The sequence below is a fragment of the Dyella terrae genome, assembly GCF_004322705.1.
Taxonomy (GTDB): domain Bacteria; phylum Pseudomonadota; class Gammaproteobacteria; order Xanthomonadales; family Rhodanobacteraceae; genus Dyella_D; species Dyella_D terrae.
Genome location: NZ_SIZZ01000002.1, coordinates 38,941 through 55,086 on the forward strand (window position 1 = coordinate 38,941; position 16,146 = coordinate 55,086).

Consider the following 16,146-nt stretch of genomic DNA (forward strand, 5'->3'; position numbering starts at 1 on the left):
GCATGGAAGTCGGCTTCAGCCACTAGACTTGAGAATCAAAGTTTCCCGAGCGACGCATCGTCAGCCCACTGCACGGGACAGACACGGTCGACAGCGGCGCGGATTGTCCTTACAAGCCTCACTGCTATCCTCGGCCTCACAGCCACGGGGGGCTGCGACCCAGGGGCCATCGGTATGCAGGAGAAGACCAGGCAGGGACTGCGGTCGGCCGGAAAGTTGCTATTTGTCTTTGTGCCGGTCGCCGTGGTGGTGATCTACCTGGAATATCGCCTGACGCTGCTGATGCGAGCGCATGGATGGTGGTTGATCCAGCATGCGCCCGCGGTGCTGGCGGCGGGGCTGATGTGGTGGTTCTTCTCCAGGCTCTTTGAGCCCGAAACCAGGCGCCGCGAAGCCGCGCGTAAGCCTAAAAGGATGGGGGCTTGAGATGATGCGCCGCACCCATCTAACCGGTCCGTATCCAGTTGATAGACGTCAATGATCCCGCGCCGCTGTCGCGCACCGAAGCGGGCGTCTACAGCTGGAAATCGAGCGGGCTCTTCGTTTGGGATTTTCCGGCAGAGGCTTCTTGAGGCCAGGCGAGGCGTCGCCGAGGTGCCGATTAGTTTCAGTAGTGCGCGCTGCGGTCTTGTAGGGAGCACGTGGAGTCCCCAGATACCCGCGCCTTCGCGTACGACAGCGCTCGTCTTAGGTAGGACTACCTAAGCTCGCTAACCAAAACTACCGATTCGGCGCCACACGACCCCGGTGTAGCCTCTCAAGCGCCAGGAGTGTCGTTTGCTGCGCGTGTTTCGTACCGCGTTCATCGCCCCGGCATGCCCGCTGTATCCACGAACGGGGGACAGGCATGCGTTGTACTGCTCGGACCGTCGCCATCGTGCTGGCCATGCTTGGCGGCAGCGTCGCGGTGACCGCGCAGGCTACTGAAGGCGCTGGCGGGCTCTACCTGCTGGGGAGTCAGGCGCTGGGGGCGGGCAATTCACCGGCGCCGGGGTGGTATGCGACGGCAGCGGTGGCGCAGTACAGCGGGCGGGTGGGAAGTGCGACGGTGGGTGGCGTGACGTTGCTTTACATGAAGAAGCGCGTCGACAGCGTCGGACTTAATCTGCTCTATGCACCGAAGACAAAGATCTTCGGGGCGCAAGCTGCAATCGCGATAACGGTGCCATACGCCTATCTGCAACTGAGTGGCGCGGTGACGGGCGTGCGTTCGTTCTCCCGCACGGTGAGCAACAAGGACTTTGGCGACACGGCCATCACTGGCCGGCTCGGGTGGAAAGTAGGCGATCACTTCGCCCATGCCGTGACGGTAACCGCGTGGGCGCCGACCGGTGAATACGCCAAAGGCTTCAATGCATCACTGGGACATAACCGCTGGGCGGGCGACTTCTTGTGGGCGATGACGTATGCGACGAAGTCGCGCCTGGAGTGGTCGGCGGCCGTGGGTTACGGGATCAATGGCGTCAACCCGATCACGCATTATCGGAGCGGCAATGAGGCACATCTGGAGCTGGCGTTGGGCAAGCGCCTGCCGCCGCATTGGGTGATTGGCGTGGCGGCGTATACGTATCGGCAGGTGACGTCGGATTCCGGGCGCGGCGCGACGCTGGGGCGGCTGGAAGGGCGGGTGAGTGGCGCGGGGCCGGCGGTGAATTTCGGGACGCGGATCGGCGGGCATGTGCTGGCGATCGGCGGGCGTTACTACAAAGAGTTTGATGCGAAGAATCACTTTCATGGGGATGTGGTGATTGTGTCGACGACGTTGCGGTTGTGATCGCTACGCACGACGTTTCGTTTCACATGGCGTGCACGACTTCGTTCTCACGCACGCGATTTCCCGTAAAAGTACTTAGGACTTCCGCCCAGAACTACGGATTCACGCAAGTCTCGGCCCCCGTAAATTCTCACGAAGGCGGCTGCATCGCGGCTGCCCATTCGCCGATCGGGGAACGGCCGCCCGCCCCCATGAACGTCCCTCAGCTGGCTGCTGATTGTCGTTTGCGCGCCCGGCCCCAGGCACTCGCAACGATTCGGGAGACGTCCATGGCTGTCCAGGCACTGCATCGCATCACTCATCGCGCCCTCACCATCGCCATTACCGCGACCTGCATCGCGCTGGCGGCAGGCGCATCGCCGGCCATGGCGGGCCCTGTCGAACGCAATGACGCAACCGCAGCCACCAAGGCCGCCAATGCGGAGCTGCTCAATACCTTGCCGTTCTCCGACAAGACGGACTTCGAGAACGCGCACAAGGGCTTCCTCGCGCCGCTGCCGCAGGCGGTGGTGAAGGGCAAGGCCGGCAACGTGATCTGGGATCCGAACAAGTACGGCTTCATCAAGGAAGGTGACTCTGCGCCGGACACCGTTAATCCCAGCCTGTGGCGCAATGCGCAGCTGATCAACATCAGCGGTCTGTTCGAGGTGACGGACGGCATTTATCAGGTGCGCAACTACGACCTGTCGAACATGACGATCATCGAGGGCAAGGACGGCATCACCATCGTCGACCCGCTGATCTCCGAGGAAACCGCAAAGAACGCGCTGGCGCTGTACTACTCCAATCGCGGCAAGAAGCCGGTCAAGGCGGTGATCTATACGCATAGCCATGTCGACCACTACGGCGGCGTCAAGGGCGTCACCAACGAGGCGGACGTCAAGGCGGGGAAGGTGCAGATCATCGCGCCGGATGGATTCCTGGAAGCGGCCGTGGCCGAGAACGTGATGGCGGGCAATGCCATGAGCCGCCGCGCGTCGTACATGTACGGCAACCTGTTGCCTCCCGATGCAAAGGGGCAGGTGGGCGCGGGCCTGGGCACCACCACCTCGGCCGGCACGGTAACGCTGATCGCGCCGACCATGACCATTCACAAGACCGGCGAGACGCATGTCATCGACGGCTTGACCTATGAATTCCTGATGGCGCCGGGCTCGGAAGCGCCGTCGGAGATGCTCTGGTACATCAAGGAGAAGAAGGCGATCGAGGCGGCGGAGGATTGCACGCATACGCTGCACAACACTTACTCGCTGCGCGGCGCGAAAATCCGTGAACCGCTGCCGTGGTCGAAGTACCTCAACCAGGCGATCGAGATGTGGGGCAAGGATGCGCAGGTGATCTTCGCCCAGCATCACTGGCCGACCTGGGGCAATGACAACGTCACGGCGCTGCTCAAGAGCCAGCGCGATCTGTATCGCTTCATCAACGATGAAACGCTGCGGCTGGCGAACGAGGGTTACACGCGCGACGAGATCGCCGAGCAGTTCAAGCTGCCGGACAGCCTGGCGCATCTGTGGTCGAGCCGCGGCTATTACGGCTCGATCAGCCATGACGTGAAGGCCACTTACGTGCTGTACCTGGGTTGGTTCGACGGCAACCCGGCCACCCTGAACGAGCTGGTGCCGGTGGATGCGGCGAAGAAGTACGTCGAGTACATGGGCGGCGCGGATGCGGTGCTGAAGAAGGCCAAGGACTCGTACGACAAGGGCGAGTACCGCTGGGTGGCGCAGGTGGTGAAGCACGTTGTGTTCGCCGACCCGAACAACAAGGCCGCGCGGAATCTTGAAGCCGATGCACTGGAGCAGCTGGGTTACCAGGCCGAGTCGGGCCCATGGCGCAACTTCTACCTGACCGGCGCCAAGGAACTTCGCGAGGGTGTCACCAAGGGCCCGACGCCGAACACGGCCAGTCCCGACACGGTGCGCGCGATGTCGCCGGAGATGTTCTTCGACTTCCTTGCCGTGCGTCTGAACGCGCAGAAGGCGGGCGACGCGAAGATGGCGCTGAATGTCGATTTCGGCGGCAAGGAAGGGAAGTATCTGCTGGAGCTGGAAAACGGCGTGCTCAATCACACGGCTGGCGCAACGTCGGCCCATGCCGATGCGTCTATCGCGCTGTCGCGTGACACGCTCAACAGCATCATTCTCAAGCAGACGACGCTCGCCGACGCCGAGAAGGCCGGAAAGGTAAAGGTCACCGGGAGTGGGGATAAGTTGAACCAGTTGCTGTCGTACACGGATAACTTCGACTTCTGGTTCAACATCGTGACGCCGTAAAAGGCGTTGCGGGGTAGATGGGCTTCAAAGGGCAGGGCCGCTGTGGGTGATCACGGCGGCCCTGTTTTTTGGCCGGACCTGTCGCTCCCATCAAACGGAAAAATCCGTCATGCCTGCGCAGGCAGGCACCCCGTGGCGACCACATTCACCAACGCCTCACCCCATCACGTCGTCATGCCGGCGAAAGCCGGCATCTAGTTGCGACCACGGGCATTCGGAGCGCAGCGACTGGAGCCCATGCGTGGACACAAGAACGCGTTCGGACAGGCAGAGGTACATACGGCCACGTCGTCACTGGGTGCCTGCCTGCGCAGGCATGACGGAGTTTGATGGTGAGGTGGAAATGAATGTTGTCGCAGCTGGATGCCGGCTTTCGCCGGCATGACGACATGGAGGGAGAGGTGCTGATCGGTGTGGTCGCCGCTGGATGCCGGCATTCGCCGGCATGACGACATGGAGGGAGAGATGGTGATCGGTGTGGTCGCCTCTGGATGCCGGCTTTCGCCGCCATGACGACATGGAGGGAGAGGTGCTGATCGGTGTGGTCGCCCCTGGATGCCGGCTTTCGCCGGCATGACGACATGGATGGAGAGGTGCTGATCGGTGTGGTCGCCTCTGGATGCCGGCTTTCGCCGGCATGACGACATGGATGGAGAGGTGCTGATCGGTGTGGTCGCCGCTGGATGCCGGCTTTCGCCGGCATGACGGCATGGAGGGAGAGGCGCTGATTGGTGTGGTCGCCACTGGATGCCGGCTTTCGCCGGCATGACGACATGGAGGGAGAGGTGCTGATCGGTGTGGTCGCCACTGGGTGCCTGCCTGCGCAGGCATGACGGTGAGGGAGACGGAGCTGCGGGGAGTGCGCTTCGCTACAAGCGCATGGCGGGTTGCCGCTGGGTTTGCTCGGGAGTGATTTCCTTGGTGAGGGATTCTGTAAGTGACGGGGTCATGGATTGGGCCTGCGTCTGCAGCCAGTCAATCGCCTGGGTGCTCCTGGCCATCGGCGTATCGAGTGCCTCCACGGTGTTGACGCACGCGTGCTGGTCGTAGAAATGATCCTTGCCCGGCGTGTTGCGCTGCGTCGCCCACATCTTCGCCGCGTTGTCGCTGGGTATGACCTGATCAATGCGGACAAGGCCCGCCTCCATCGATGCGGCCGTGAGCGCGGCGGCAAGGTTGTCGCTGCGCTGGTCGGGTTCGCGATCGAACTTGGCGTCGAGTCGGTAAACCTGGTCGCGAGCCTGGAGGTACATGGTGTAGGCGGGGTGGGAGGGGTGGTCGAGTTGGGTTTCGCAGGTTTGGCTGAGGTTGTGTTCGCGCAAGTCGGTGAGGCTTTGGGTGAGTGTGCGCTGGGTGGCTGCCCCAGCGATGCCGTCGGCGGTGAGGGAGTGGTCGGATTGGAACTGGAGGACGGCGAGGCGAGTAGCAGGGCCGAAGCGGCCGTCAGGTGTTAGCGGGTGACCTTCGGGGGAGGTGTAACCGAGTTCGGTGAGGTCGCGTTGGAGTTGTTCGACGCGGTCGCCTTGGCTGCGGAGGCGGAGTGGGGAGCTCTCCATCTCGGTTGGTCGCTTCGCCAAATTTCCTCGCCGTCGAAGTTCGTCAATTCCCGGATCTCCCTGTTGAATGGCTTTTATCAACTCATCATCAAGTACAGATCGCCATGCACTGGCGTCCATTGCCCGATCTGACTTGCCATTACCTCCGCCGTTAATAGCACGCCCTGCTTTTCTGGCGTCCAATTTGGCCGAGGCTGGCACGCCGTGCTCCCAATACGCCAAAGCGAGTTTCGCGGCCGTATCCGGATCCGCGGCGCGCTCGGGGTTAGAGATCAGGTCGACGCCAATGCGATCGCCATAAGTTTGGTAGTTGTACCTACCCGTGAGTTGCATGTAACCGCGGCCGTGATATCGATAGCCGTCACCCGGTTCAGTGTTTCCCAGATCGGCGTGACCGTCGTACATGACGGTTGCGATCTTGACGGGGTCCTTGGTCGCGATCGCATCATCAATCTCGCTATCGGAAAACCGATCGGGAATACTTTTCACCGACGCGAGCAATCTCTCCTTGGACGAGTAGATGAGCTTCTCTCGCATAACCGTAAAACTCCCGGTCTCTACGGAGGCATTTCCCATAAACGCGGCAAGCTCATCCGGTGACGTCATTCCTGATGCAATGGCGGAGCGTAGAAGGTGAATAGACGAGTCGTTGATGTTAAGCATCGATCAGGTCTCCTCGTTGCCGAGCGGGACCCGGTGCTCACTCAGGAGATCGGAGATGCTCTCCTGGTCAATATCTTTCAGCAGGGTCAATGGCAGGGTTTCAGGGAAGGAGACTTGTTCCTTCACGAAATTAGGTAGGCCATCCCGATCGAACTCACGATACGTCGACGTAGCGGAGCCCAGACGCCAGTTCGATCGCTCCGGCAAGTAGGTCAGCGAATAGGCGTCGTAACCACGAACCTTCTGAGAATAGAACTCAACGGTGAGTGGCGCCGATGTTAGCTGCGCATTGAGGGCCATTTCAGGGGCGTGGTAGCTGTAATGGTTGTAAACGCAGTCAACGATTCGGTTGCTGCGCGCAGTTTCGATCCAATGATCACCTTGCCGGCGAAGGATTACCAAGTCACAAGGATTCTCTTCCCAGGAGCGACCGCGTTCTGTTCCGTGCCGGATCGCTGCAATCGCACCAAGTGCTTCGTCGCCGAAGAGGTTCGATTGTTCTCGGAACGCAAGAATCGTGTCGTTTTCCTCCATCAGTGCGCGAACATTTGCGGGAACGTTTTGTGGAGGTGCGGTCCCTGTAGCCGATGCCGTACCTACGGCGTAGGCCGCAACGACGGCCGAAGGCCTCCCCTTTCTAATCCAATCAAACCAACCCTTCTCGGCCAAAAAACGTTTCATGACTTCCTCCTTGGTGACGCTGTGAAAACTGCCTAGCGTCGTGGAGGTGTCTGCGTAGCGGTATCGGGATGGGCTGACTGTGGGGTAGGGGAGTGTAGGGTGTGGTGGTAGTCGGTGGCGGCAACGTGGCAACATTTTGGTTTGGCGCGCATGCATCGCGGTCTCTTACGCGTAGCGACCTCGCATGGTTGTCGCCTTTCTATCCACGTCGTCATGCCGGCGAACGCCGGCATCCACTGGCGATGCGGTGACAAAGGCCGCGCCAAGTCGTGCTCTTGAAGTGTTCAAGATGGTCCCTGGGTGCTATCGATTACCTCGGCGTGGTCGCGCATGGATGCCGGCGTTCGCCGGCATGACGCCTTGGGGTGTGATGTGATTGCTGGTCGTGATCGCCACTGGGTGCCTGCCTGCGCAGGCATGACGACGGTGGGGGTGTGGTGCGATAGGTGGAGGTAGTCGCGGCTGGATCCCCGCTATGGAGGGCATGACGACATGGGATGGGATGCGATGCCAGGTGTGGTCGCCACTGGGTGCCTGCCTGCACAAGCATGACGTTCTTCCCTGCGCGAGCGTTTGCTGGTGCCTGATGACGTTGTTGAGGTCGGCAGCCAATGCTTTGGCATTTGCCACCCCCTGTCGCCATCCCCTAGATTCCCCAGCCATGGCACTCAAACGCATGGACAACGTAGGTATCGTCGTCGAGGACCTGACGGCGGCGATCACTTTCTTCAGCGAGCTCGGCCTTGAGCTGGAAGGGCGCGCCACGATCGAAGGCGAGTGGGCCGGTCGCGTGACGGGGCTGACCGATCAGTGCGTCGAGATCGCGATGATGCGCACGCCGGATGGTCACAGCAGGCTCGAGATTTCGCGTTTCATCTCGCCGGCCGTTGTCGCCGATCACCGCAACGCGCCGGTGAACGCGCTGGGGTATCTGCGCGTGATGTTTGCGGTGGATGACCTCGACGAGACGCTTGAGAAGTTGAGCAAGCAAGGTGCGGAGGTGGTCGGGGACATCGTCAATTACCGCGACATCTACCGGCTGTGCTACATCCGTGGGCCGGAGGGGATTCTTATCGGGCTGGCGCAGGAGCTGGGCTGACAGGCGATGCGGATTCGGTGGGTTGCGGGATCGAAGTGGTGATGAGTGCAACGCGCGTCACGGCACACGATCCATTGAAACGTCACTCGCGTGATGGCTTGCCGTCGCCCTGCATCTGTGCGGTTGCCTCGGCGAGTGTCTGCGTATCGCGTGTGACGGCGTACTCGCGATGGCTGCCGTCCGCCATGAGCACATGTGCCGACCTGTTATAACCGCGCCCACCCTGTTCCAGCACGACCACCCAGGTGTCGCCATCATGACCGGCGACGACAAATCGGCGCATCGGCCAGGGTTTGTCGATGACGTCTGTGCTGTTGAACTCTGCGCCGCGCTCCGCAATGCCACCAGTGCCCGGCGCATCGGCGCGAAGCCGGTGCTGGATGTCGATCGGCAGTGTGGCGAGTGTTGCCACGGGTGTGAGCTGCAGACCTCTCCACGGCACCTGAGGGTCAGCTGCCGAGAGTCCGAAGGAGGCTGCCAGCAAGCTGGTCGCCAGCCAGAGTTGCCATCCGCGCATGCGATCTCTCCCCATGTCTACCGATAAGGCGTATCGAATGGTGCCGCGTCGCCTTCGCCCTTCATCTGGTCGACCACGTCTTTAAGCGAATCAATTTTGCCGGCCAGTAGGTACTCACGATGCGTACCGTCCGGTTTGAGTACGTGCGCGACCTTCCGGTACGCAAAGCCCCCGTGTTCCAGAGCGACGACCCACACATGGCCGTCATGTCCGGCCACGATGAAGCGGCGCATGGGGTCGCGGCTCATGATGATGTCCGTTGCATTGAACGGCGCACCGCGTTCGGCGATGCCGCCTACGCCCGAGGCGTCGCCACGAAGCCTTTGACGAACCGTGGCAGGTAGTGCCGACAGCGTTTCTACCGGCGTAAGCGAGTAGTCCTTCCATGCAACGGGCGCATCGCTTGCCGCGACGCCGAGCGACATCGCGAGCAGCGTAGTGGCGACAGAGCCCATCCATTTTTCCATGGAGCCCCCTTTGAGGCTTCCATCCTGCCCGGTTGTCCAGTCGGGCGAAATAGGCACGTTGGCTTGGCCATGCCCCGCCGCCCGGGCAAAAAAAACCGGACCCCGCTTTCGCAGGGTCCGGTGCCGATCACATGACTCAGAAGTGCTTGGTGAAGCCCACCGTCAAGGCGTTGTCCTTCAGGTCGCCGGAGAACTGGCCCTGGTAATCCAGGTACAGGTTCCATGACGCGCCGGAGGTGGCGGTGACGCGAGCGCCGACCGTGGCCGTGCCCTTGCCGAGGCGATTGCCCGGCAGGGTGAACACGGTGCCGTCTTCGGCGGCCACGGTGACGGCCGGCGTGCCGCTGCGCGTGTTGTAGCGGTAGCCGACTTCGAACTGCGGCACGTAGGTGACGTTGCCGGAGGTGAAGGCGTGTCCGAAGGCGACGGAGGCGTAGGGCTGCAGCGTGTTGAGCGTGCTGCTCTTGCCGCTGACGCCATAAGCCGACGCCAGTTCGCTGCCGCTCTTTACCGTCTCATGGAAGCTGTCGAGCGACTGGTGCTGGTACAGCGCGCCGAGCTTCGGCGTGACTGCCCACGTACCGGCCTGCAGCGGCCATGCGGCCTGCAGTGCGGCGGAGTACGCATCGCCGCCGGGCTTGGATTCGGCGAAGCCGATGCCGGTGGCGCGCTGGATGCGGTAGTCGCCGAACGAGGCATCGACCACGCCCGAGAGCACCACGGCGCCGACGTTGGCGAAGCCGTACATGCCCACGTGTGCGGTATCGACGCGACCCTTGCCGTGTGCGGCGTCGGTGGCGTTGATGCGCGACACGCCGGCTTCCACGCCCAGGTGCGCCGCGTCACCCACGGCGGCATCGAAGCCACCGTTGATGCCGAAGCCACTCGAGTTGAGGTGGTTGCTGCCATCGAGCTGATAGGCCGAACCGCTCGCCTGCACCCACAGGCCCGGCTTGCAGCCGTCGCGCGTCACGCCCTGCGTCGTGGTCGGCGACGCGCCGCAGTCGGCGGTCGGGGCGAGCAGCGATGCATCGAGCACGGTGGTCAGGTTGCGCTGGCCCTGCAGTGAAACGAGACGCTGCATGTTGCCGAACAGCGCGCCGTCGGCCGGTGCTACCACCACTGGATCGGTGGGGTTCGTCGGGCCGGTCGGGTTGGTCGGGTTGGTGGGCGTGCCCGGATCCGTCGGGCCTGTGCCCGTACCCGAGCCGGTGAGGCCCAGTGTCACGTTGGTGCCGGTGTAGTTGACGGTCGAGTTGATGCCCGTCGGTGCGCCGGTGGAGGTCACGCTGCCGAAGGTGCCGGTGACCTTGTTGGCGGTGAGGATGGTGTAGTTCGTGGCGGTGTAGGTGCCCGGTGCGTAGATCAGGTTCAGCGTGCCGGCGAGGCTCGCGTTGCCCAGCACGTGCAGCTGCGAGGCCGCCGTCGGCGTGACGTCGATGGCGAGCGTGCCGTTGGCCGACTGGATGTAGTCGCCGTTCACGGTCAGCACGCCGACCGAGCCGCCCGGACGCACGATGCCGTTGTTGACCAGGTTGCCGAAGAGGGTGCCGTGGCCGCGCAGCGTGCCGCCCGCATCCACCAACGCATCGCCACCCCAGGCTGCGCCTTCGTGATCGGCATCGCCGATTTCCAGCGTGCCGTTGGTGACGTGCGCTTCGCCGGTGCTGTTGCTGGCGCCGTTGAGGATGGTCATGCCCGCGCCGCTCTGCACGACGCCGCCGGTGCCGGCGAGCACGCCGGTGTAGATCACCGTGTCGTCGCGATCAAACTCCAGCGTGCCGGTCGACTGCACGTGCTGCGAGGCGAGGCTGCCGCCCGCGGTGAGCACCAGCGTGCCACCGTTGATGATGGTGTTGCCGGTGTACGTGTTGGCGCCGGTGAGCGTCTGCACGCCGCCGCTGATGGTCAGGCTGCCGTCACCGGAGATCACGCCGGCGAAGGTGTCCTGGCCGTGGGTGATGTCGAGGTTCTTCGTGCCGAGCACGACGTTGCCGCCGCCGGCCAGCGTGGCCAGCTGCGTCGCGCCGCCGCTGATGCCGGAGACATCGAGCGTGCCGTCAACGATGACGCCGCTGGACGCGGCCAGACTGCCGTCGCCCGACAGCGCAAGCGTGCCCTGCGCGATGTTCCACACGCCGGTGGATCCGACGGCACCGGTGACCGTCCAGGTACTGTTGCCGGACTTCATGAAATGCGCGAAGCCGGCGTATTGCGTCGAGCTGCTGGTGCCGATGGTGTCGACGATCTGCGAGAGATCGAACGACGCGCTGGTGTCGCCGCCGAGCGCCAGCGTGTCGCCGCCGTGGGTGTTGCCACTGGTGCTGACGACGTTGCCGTCGAAGCTGTAACCGGTGGCCAGCGTGAGGTCGTTGCCGCCGCCCGAGAACTGCACGGCGTCCGCGCGCACGTTGCCGTCGCCCGACATGCCGCCGGCGATCAAACCCTGGTTGAGGATGTGTGCGTTGCCGGTCGACACCACGCCCGCGCCACCGGCACCGACGGCACCTGCCACGCCGTCGGAACCCATGGCACCGGCGGCGCCCGTGTCACCGGCAGGCCCGGCTGGCGTGCCCATGCCACCCGGACCACCCTGGCCACCGGCGCCGCCGAAGCCCGCCAGCGCGAGGCCGCCCATGCCCCCCGTACCGCCGTGAATCGACCCGGTGTTGACGAGCGTGAAATCCGAACCTTGCACCGCAGAGCCGCCGGTGCCCCCCACGCCGCCCGTGCCGCCGTTTCCGCCCTGGCCTCCTACGCCACCGGTGCCACCCTTGCCACCCGCTCCCCCTCCGGGGGGGGTCAGCGAGCCAATGCTGCCCGCGTTGCCCCGGCCACCGGTGCCACCCCGGGCGGTGCCACCGTCGCCACCATGTCCGCCCCAGATCTGGCCATCGTTGGTGAGGGTGAAGCCGGTGCCCGCCACGGCGTGTCCGCCCGTTCCACCCACGCCACCCGTGCCGCCGTTATCACCGATGCCGCCGGGGCTGCCCACGAGACCCGTGCCGAGGCCGCCGTTCACGCCATTGGCAGAACCACCCTCGCCGCCGGTGCCGCCGAGCAGCAGGCCGCTGTTGTGGATGGCGCCGCCGGTGAGCGCAGTGACCGCATCGATGCCCTGTCCACCGTGACCGCCCGCCACGATGACGGTAATCGCCGACGTGCCTTTCGTACCTGCGTCGCCCTGGATCCCGGCGCCGGAGTCCACGTCGAGCGTGGTGTCGGACGCCATGGTGATGCGCGATACCTGCGCGGTGGCATCGATCGTCAGCGTGCCTTCGGCCAGCGTCCAGCGCTGGTTCGCCGATTGACCATGGGTGAGCGTCCAGTTGCTGCTGCCCGACTTCACGAAGGTGTCGAAGCCGAGGATGCTGACGCCGAGGGCATCCTGGTTGAACGTGCCGTTCAACGTGCCACCCAGCGCGAACGTATCGCCGCCGGCGCTGACCACGTTGCCGATGAAGCTATAGCCGGACCCGACGGTCAGAAGGTTGTTGCCGCCCGTGAAGTCGATGGCGTTGGCGCGCGTGCCATTGCCACCGAGGCCGCCAGCAATGATGCCGTCGGTGAATACCGAGCTGCCGCCCATGCTGCGGATGCCTGCGCCACCGGCACCGCCGATGCCCACGGCGCCACTGATGCCGCTACCACCATTGGGGCCGTCGGTGCCGCGGAGACCCGCATAGCCCGGCATGTAACCCTGTCCGGGCTCGCCGCCCGCTCCACCCAGGCCAGCGAGGCCGCCCGTGGCGACGCCGCCAAGGCCACCGTTGCCGCCGGAGATCGAGCCGTGATTGATCACGGCGAAGTTCGCACCGGATACGCCGTTGCCTCCGGCGCCGCCGCTGCCGGCCATGCCGCCCATGCCGCCGGTGCCGCCCGCGCCGCCATTGCCGCCGTCGCCGCCGGAGTAGGTGCCGGTATTGTTGCCGTTGCCACCCTTGCCGCCGTTGCCGCCGTTACCGCCGTTGGCGTTGCCACCGAAGCCGCCGTTACCGCCGGTGATGGTGCCGGTGTTGGTGAGCAGGAATCCGGTGCTGCCGTGGACGCCGTCACCGCCCTGGCCACCCGCGCCGGCCATGCCGCCGGAGCCACCGAAGCTACCCGGGCTGCCATGGTCACCGGGCGTGCCATTGGCACCGTTCCCGCCGTCCACGCCCGTGATGCCGTTGCTCGAACCACCGTTGCCACCGTTGCCGCCGGTGAGTGCACCGTCGTTGGTGATGACCGCGCCGGCGCCTGCCTCGACGGCATGCGCACCGGCTTCGCCTGCGCCGGCGATCGCGATGGGCAGCGGCAGCGGGTTGATCACGTCGTTGCCATCGGTGCCGGTGCTGCCGATGACGCCGGTGCCGCTGGCGACGTCGAGCGACGAGCCATCGCCAAGCGCGACGCCGCTGAGCATGGCGCCGCCGCGCAGTGCGAGGCCGCCTTCGGTCACCGTCCACGCGGTGCGGCTGGTGCTGTTGCCGGTGAGCGTCCAGGTGCTGGTGCCGCTCTTTTCGTACAGACCAAAGCCGACGATGTCGTTATCCAGCTGCGCGAGATCGAACGTGCCGTCTTCCGTGCCGCCGAGCGCGAGTGTGTCGGTGCCGGAAGTGCCTCTGACCTGGCCGTCGAAGTGGTAGCCGTTCCACAGCTCCAGACGATTGTTGCCGTTGTAGAACACGATGGCCGCTGCGCGCACGCCGTCGGCACCCAGGCCACCGCTGATGGTGCCGCCGTTGATGACGGTCTGGTGGCCGTAGGCGTTGATGCCATTGCCGCCGAAGCCGCCTGCGCCGTCGGTGCCGCTGCCAGAACCCGCGCCGCCGACGCCGCCGTTACCACCCTGGATGGTGCCGGTGTTGGTCAGGATGCCCTCGGCACCGTACGCGCCTGCGCCGCCGTTGCCGCCGCGACCGCCGTAACCGGCCATGGCAGCACTCCCTGCCGCACCGCCTGCGCCGCCGTTGCCACCGGTGATGGTGCCGGTGTTGGTGACGTTTCCGTAGGTGCCCATGCCGTAACCGCCACCGCCGCCGTGGCCACCGTTGCTGGCGCCACCCATCGGTGTCCCGCCTCCGGCACCACCCGCACCGCCCGCGCCGCCGGTGATGTTGCCGTGGTTCACGAGCGACGTGTCGTAGCCGGCCGTAACGCCGAAGCCACCGTAACCGCCGCCGCCGCCGTACCCGGCCCGTGCATTCGGAAGGCCGCTGGACGCATCGCCGCCGGTGCCGCCCAGGCCGCCGGCACCGCCAACGATGCTGCTGTCGTTGATCAGGCCGGAGCCGTTGAGGAGCTCGACGCCCGCGCCGCCGCGTCCGCCGTATCCACCATTGCCACCGGTCAACGTGGCGTTGCCGCCGCGTCCGCCCTGGCTGGCCGCGCCGCCTGCGATGGTGCCGGCGTTGTGGATGGTCGACGCGTCGCCGGAGACACCCGCGCCGCCGCTGTTGCCCGAGCCACCCGAGCCGCCGGTGGTGAGGTCGTTCAACCCCGCGCCACCGTTTCCGCCCGCGCCACCCTGGCCGCCGTAAATGTAGCCGTCGTTGTCCACGGCGACGTTGCGCACCATGAGGCCGTTGCCCGCCTCGGAGGCCTGGCCGCCCGAGCCGGCGGTCAGGCCGTATCCCTCATTCCAGCCGCCGATGCCGCCATTACCGCCATTGCCGCCCATGACCAGGCCATGGTTCGTCACCGTCGTCAGGATGTTGTCATCGGCGTCGCGCTGACCATCCACGCCAAGGCCGATGCCACCCCGGCCGCCGTAGCCGCCCACACCTGCGGCGTCGGTCGAGTCCACCCACGCCATGTTGCCGCCCTGGCCGGCGAAGCCGCCGTGGCCGCCACGAATGACGCCGGACGCGCCCACGATGACGCTGGCCGTCGTACCCACGCCGATGCCGCCGTCACCGCCGTCACCACCCTGGGCAGGCAGCGATTTGTTGGACGCGCCGGCGTCGCCGCCGTTGCCACCGTTACCGGCGCTCACCGTGCCGTCGATGGTGACAAGCGAGAGATCGTCGACGCCCAGGCCAATGCCGCCCGCACCGCCGCCACCGCCACCGCCCGCAGCCATGGGAAGCGCATCGGGAAGGGATATGCCGCCACCGGCGCCACCGTGTCCACCGTTGCCGCCATTGATGGTGACGCCTGCGGCGACCGTGCCGGCTGCATGCCACCACTGGCCGAAATAACCGCCGCCGCCGCCACCGCCACCGCTGCCAATAACCACGCCGGCACCATCGGGCATGGTGCTCACATAACCGTTCTGACCGGTAAGGCCATCGGGATGCTGCTCCGTGCCGGCCGCACCGCCCATCGCGGCCGTGCTGTAGTAGGTGATGCCCGAGACGCTATCCGTCCAGGCGCCGCTCTGGCTGGCATCGCCATCTGTGGGCAAACCGTCGTTGACATTGCCACCTGCGCCGCCTCGGCCGCCGTAGTAAGTGCCGGACCCGGTGCTGCCGCCACTGCCGCCGAAGATGTTGAGCGACCATCTCGGATAGGCCTGCGCTGACATCGGCATCAGGGCGACGCCAAGCAAGGCCAGGCAGGCGATCGCGAGGCGTTTGCGTTGCGGGCGCGCTACCGAGCCGGTATCTGCGGCAGCGCCGCCTTGTGCCCCGCGGGCAAATTCAGAGGCGACCTGCACCACGCCGAAGGCGCGGTTCCAGACAAGGCGGTAGATGCGATTCATACAGATTCCCTTCGATGGGTAGCGGGGTTCTCCGCCCGGCCGTCGAAGGTTTCGTCATGCGCACACGCCACCGTTACCGCGCCCTGAGGCCGGCCATCGAGGTGTTTCGTGGCGCCCCTGGATTCCCCAATCTGGTGAGCGGATTTGTGAATTGAGACACAAAATCCTGCGCAGCATACGACGTTTTCCGGCGCCCGTACCCGACGGTCTGTATCGATAGGCCAGCGGTCATGGGTGATGGGGATTCGACGTGGTTTGGGCCCCCGAGTGGCGGCGCGCTGCGTACGTGCAACGCATTGTTTTGACTGATGCTTCAGCACGCATCTGGCCGCAAAACCCCCATCCTTCGCCTCTCGCTGCCCGGGCCGGTGCCTTCATCCGGCCGTGTTGCGCCACCGCTTGACACCGGTGTCAATTCGGTTTCAGGC

General features: G+C 65.0%; 9 protein-coding genes. 4 read left to right on the plus strand and 5 right to left on the minus strand.

Annotation, left to right across the window (positions count from 1 at the left end; all coding sequences use genetic code 11):
• Positions 1–174: 174 nt before the first annotated feature.
• From EYV96_RS11055 to EYV96_RS11065, 3 genes are all read left to right on the plus strand, one after another.
• Positions 175–426 carry a hypothetical protein gene (locus EYV96_RS11055; protein ID WP_131151627.1) on the plus strand — a complete coding sequence of 84 codons (252 nt, stop codon included), beginning with the start codon at positions 175–177 and terminating at the stop codon, positions 424–426.
• Positions 427–847: 421 nt separating this feature from the next.
• A complete protein-coding gene (locus EYV96_RS11060; RefSeq protein WP_131151628.1) occupies positions 848–1,774 on the plus strand; it encodes a SphA family protein in 927 nt (308 codons plus the stop codon).
• 269 nt (positions 1,775–2,043) lie between these two features.
• Positions 2,044–4,050, plus strand: coding sequence for an alkyl/aryl-sulfatase (locus EYV96_RS11065; RefSeq protein ID WP_205746155.1), 2,007 nt, complete (start codon positions 2,044–2,046; stop codon positions 4,048–4,050).
• An 869-nt stretch (positions 4,051–4,919) separates the two neighbouring features.
• Here the strand turns inward: EYV96_RS11065 and EYV96_RS11070 are convergent.
• Both EYV96_RS11070 and EYV96_RS11075 read right to left on the minus strand, forming a co-directional pair.
• Entirely contained in the window at positions 4,920–6,269 is a 1,350-nt protein-coding gene (locus tag EYV96_RS11070; protein WP_131151629.1) for an XVIPCD domain-containing protein, read from the minus strand.
• A gap of 3 nt (positions 6,270–6,272) precedes the next feature.
• Positions 6,273–6,950: a hypothetical protein gene (locus EYV96_RS11075; protein ID WP_131151630.1), complete on the minus strand. Its 678-nt coding sequence runs from the start codon at positions 6,948–6,950 to the stop codon at positions 6,273–6,275.
• A gap of 661 nt (positions 6,951–7,611) precedes the next feature.
• Between EYV96_RS11075 and EYV96_RS11080 the strand changes: the two genes are divergently transcribed.
• Entirely contained in the window at positions 7,612–8,049 is a 438-nt protein-coding gene (locus EYV96_RS11080) for a VOC family protein (RefSeq protein ID WP_131151631.1), read from the plus strand.
• Between the two features lie 82 nt (positions 8,050–8,131).
• Here EYV96_RS11080 and EYV96_RS11085 read toward each other — a convergent pair whose 3' ends face one another.
• The 3 genes from EYV96_RS11085 to EYV96_RS18790 all read right to left on the minus strand — a co-directional run bounded on the left by EYV96_RS11085 (position 8,132) and on the right by EYV96_RS18790 (position 15,718).
• Positions 8,132–8,566, minus strand: a complete 435-nt coding sequence (locus tag EYV96_RS11085; RefSeq protein ID WP_131151632.1) for a hypothetical protein — start codon at positions 8,564–8,566, stop codon at positions 8,132–8,134.
• Positions 8,567–8,583: 17 nt separating this feature from the next.
• Positions 8,584–9,021 (minus strand): hypothetical protein, encoded by a 438-nt coding sequence (locus tag EYV96_RS11090; protein ID WP_131151633.1) that lies wholly within the window; start codon positions 9,019–9,021, stop codon positions 8,584–8,586.
• Between the two features lie 148 nt (positions 9,022–9,169).
• Entirely contained in the window at positions 9,170–15,718 is a 6,549-nt protein-coding gene (locus EYV96_RS18790; protein WP_165488666.1) for an ESPR-type extended signal peptide-containing protein, read from the minus strand.
• Positions 15,719–16,146: the final 428 nt, after the last annotated feature.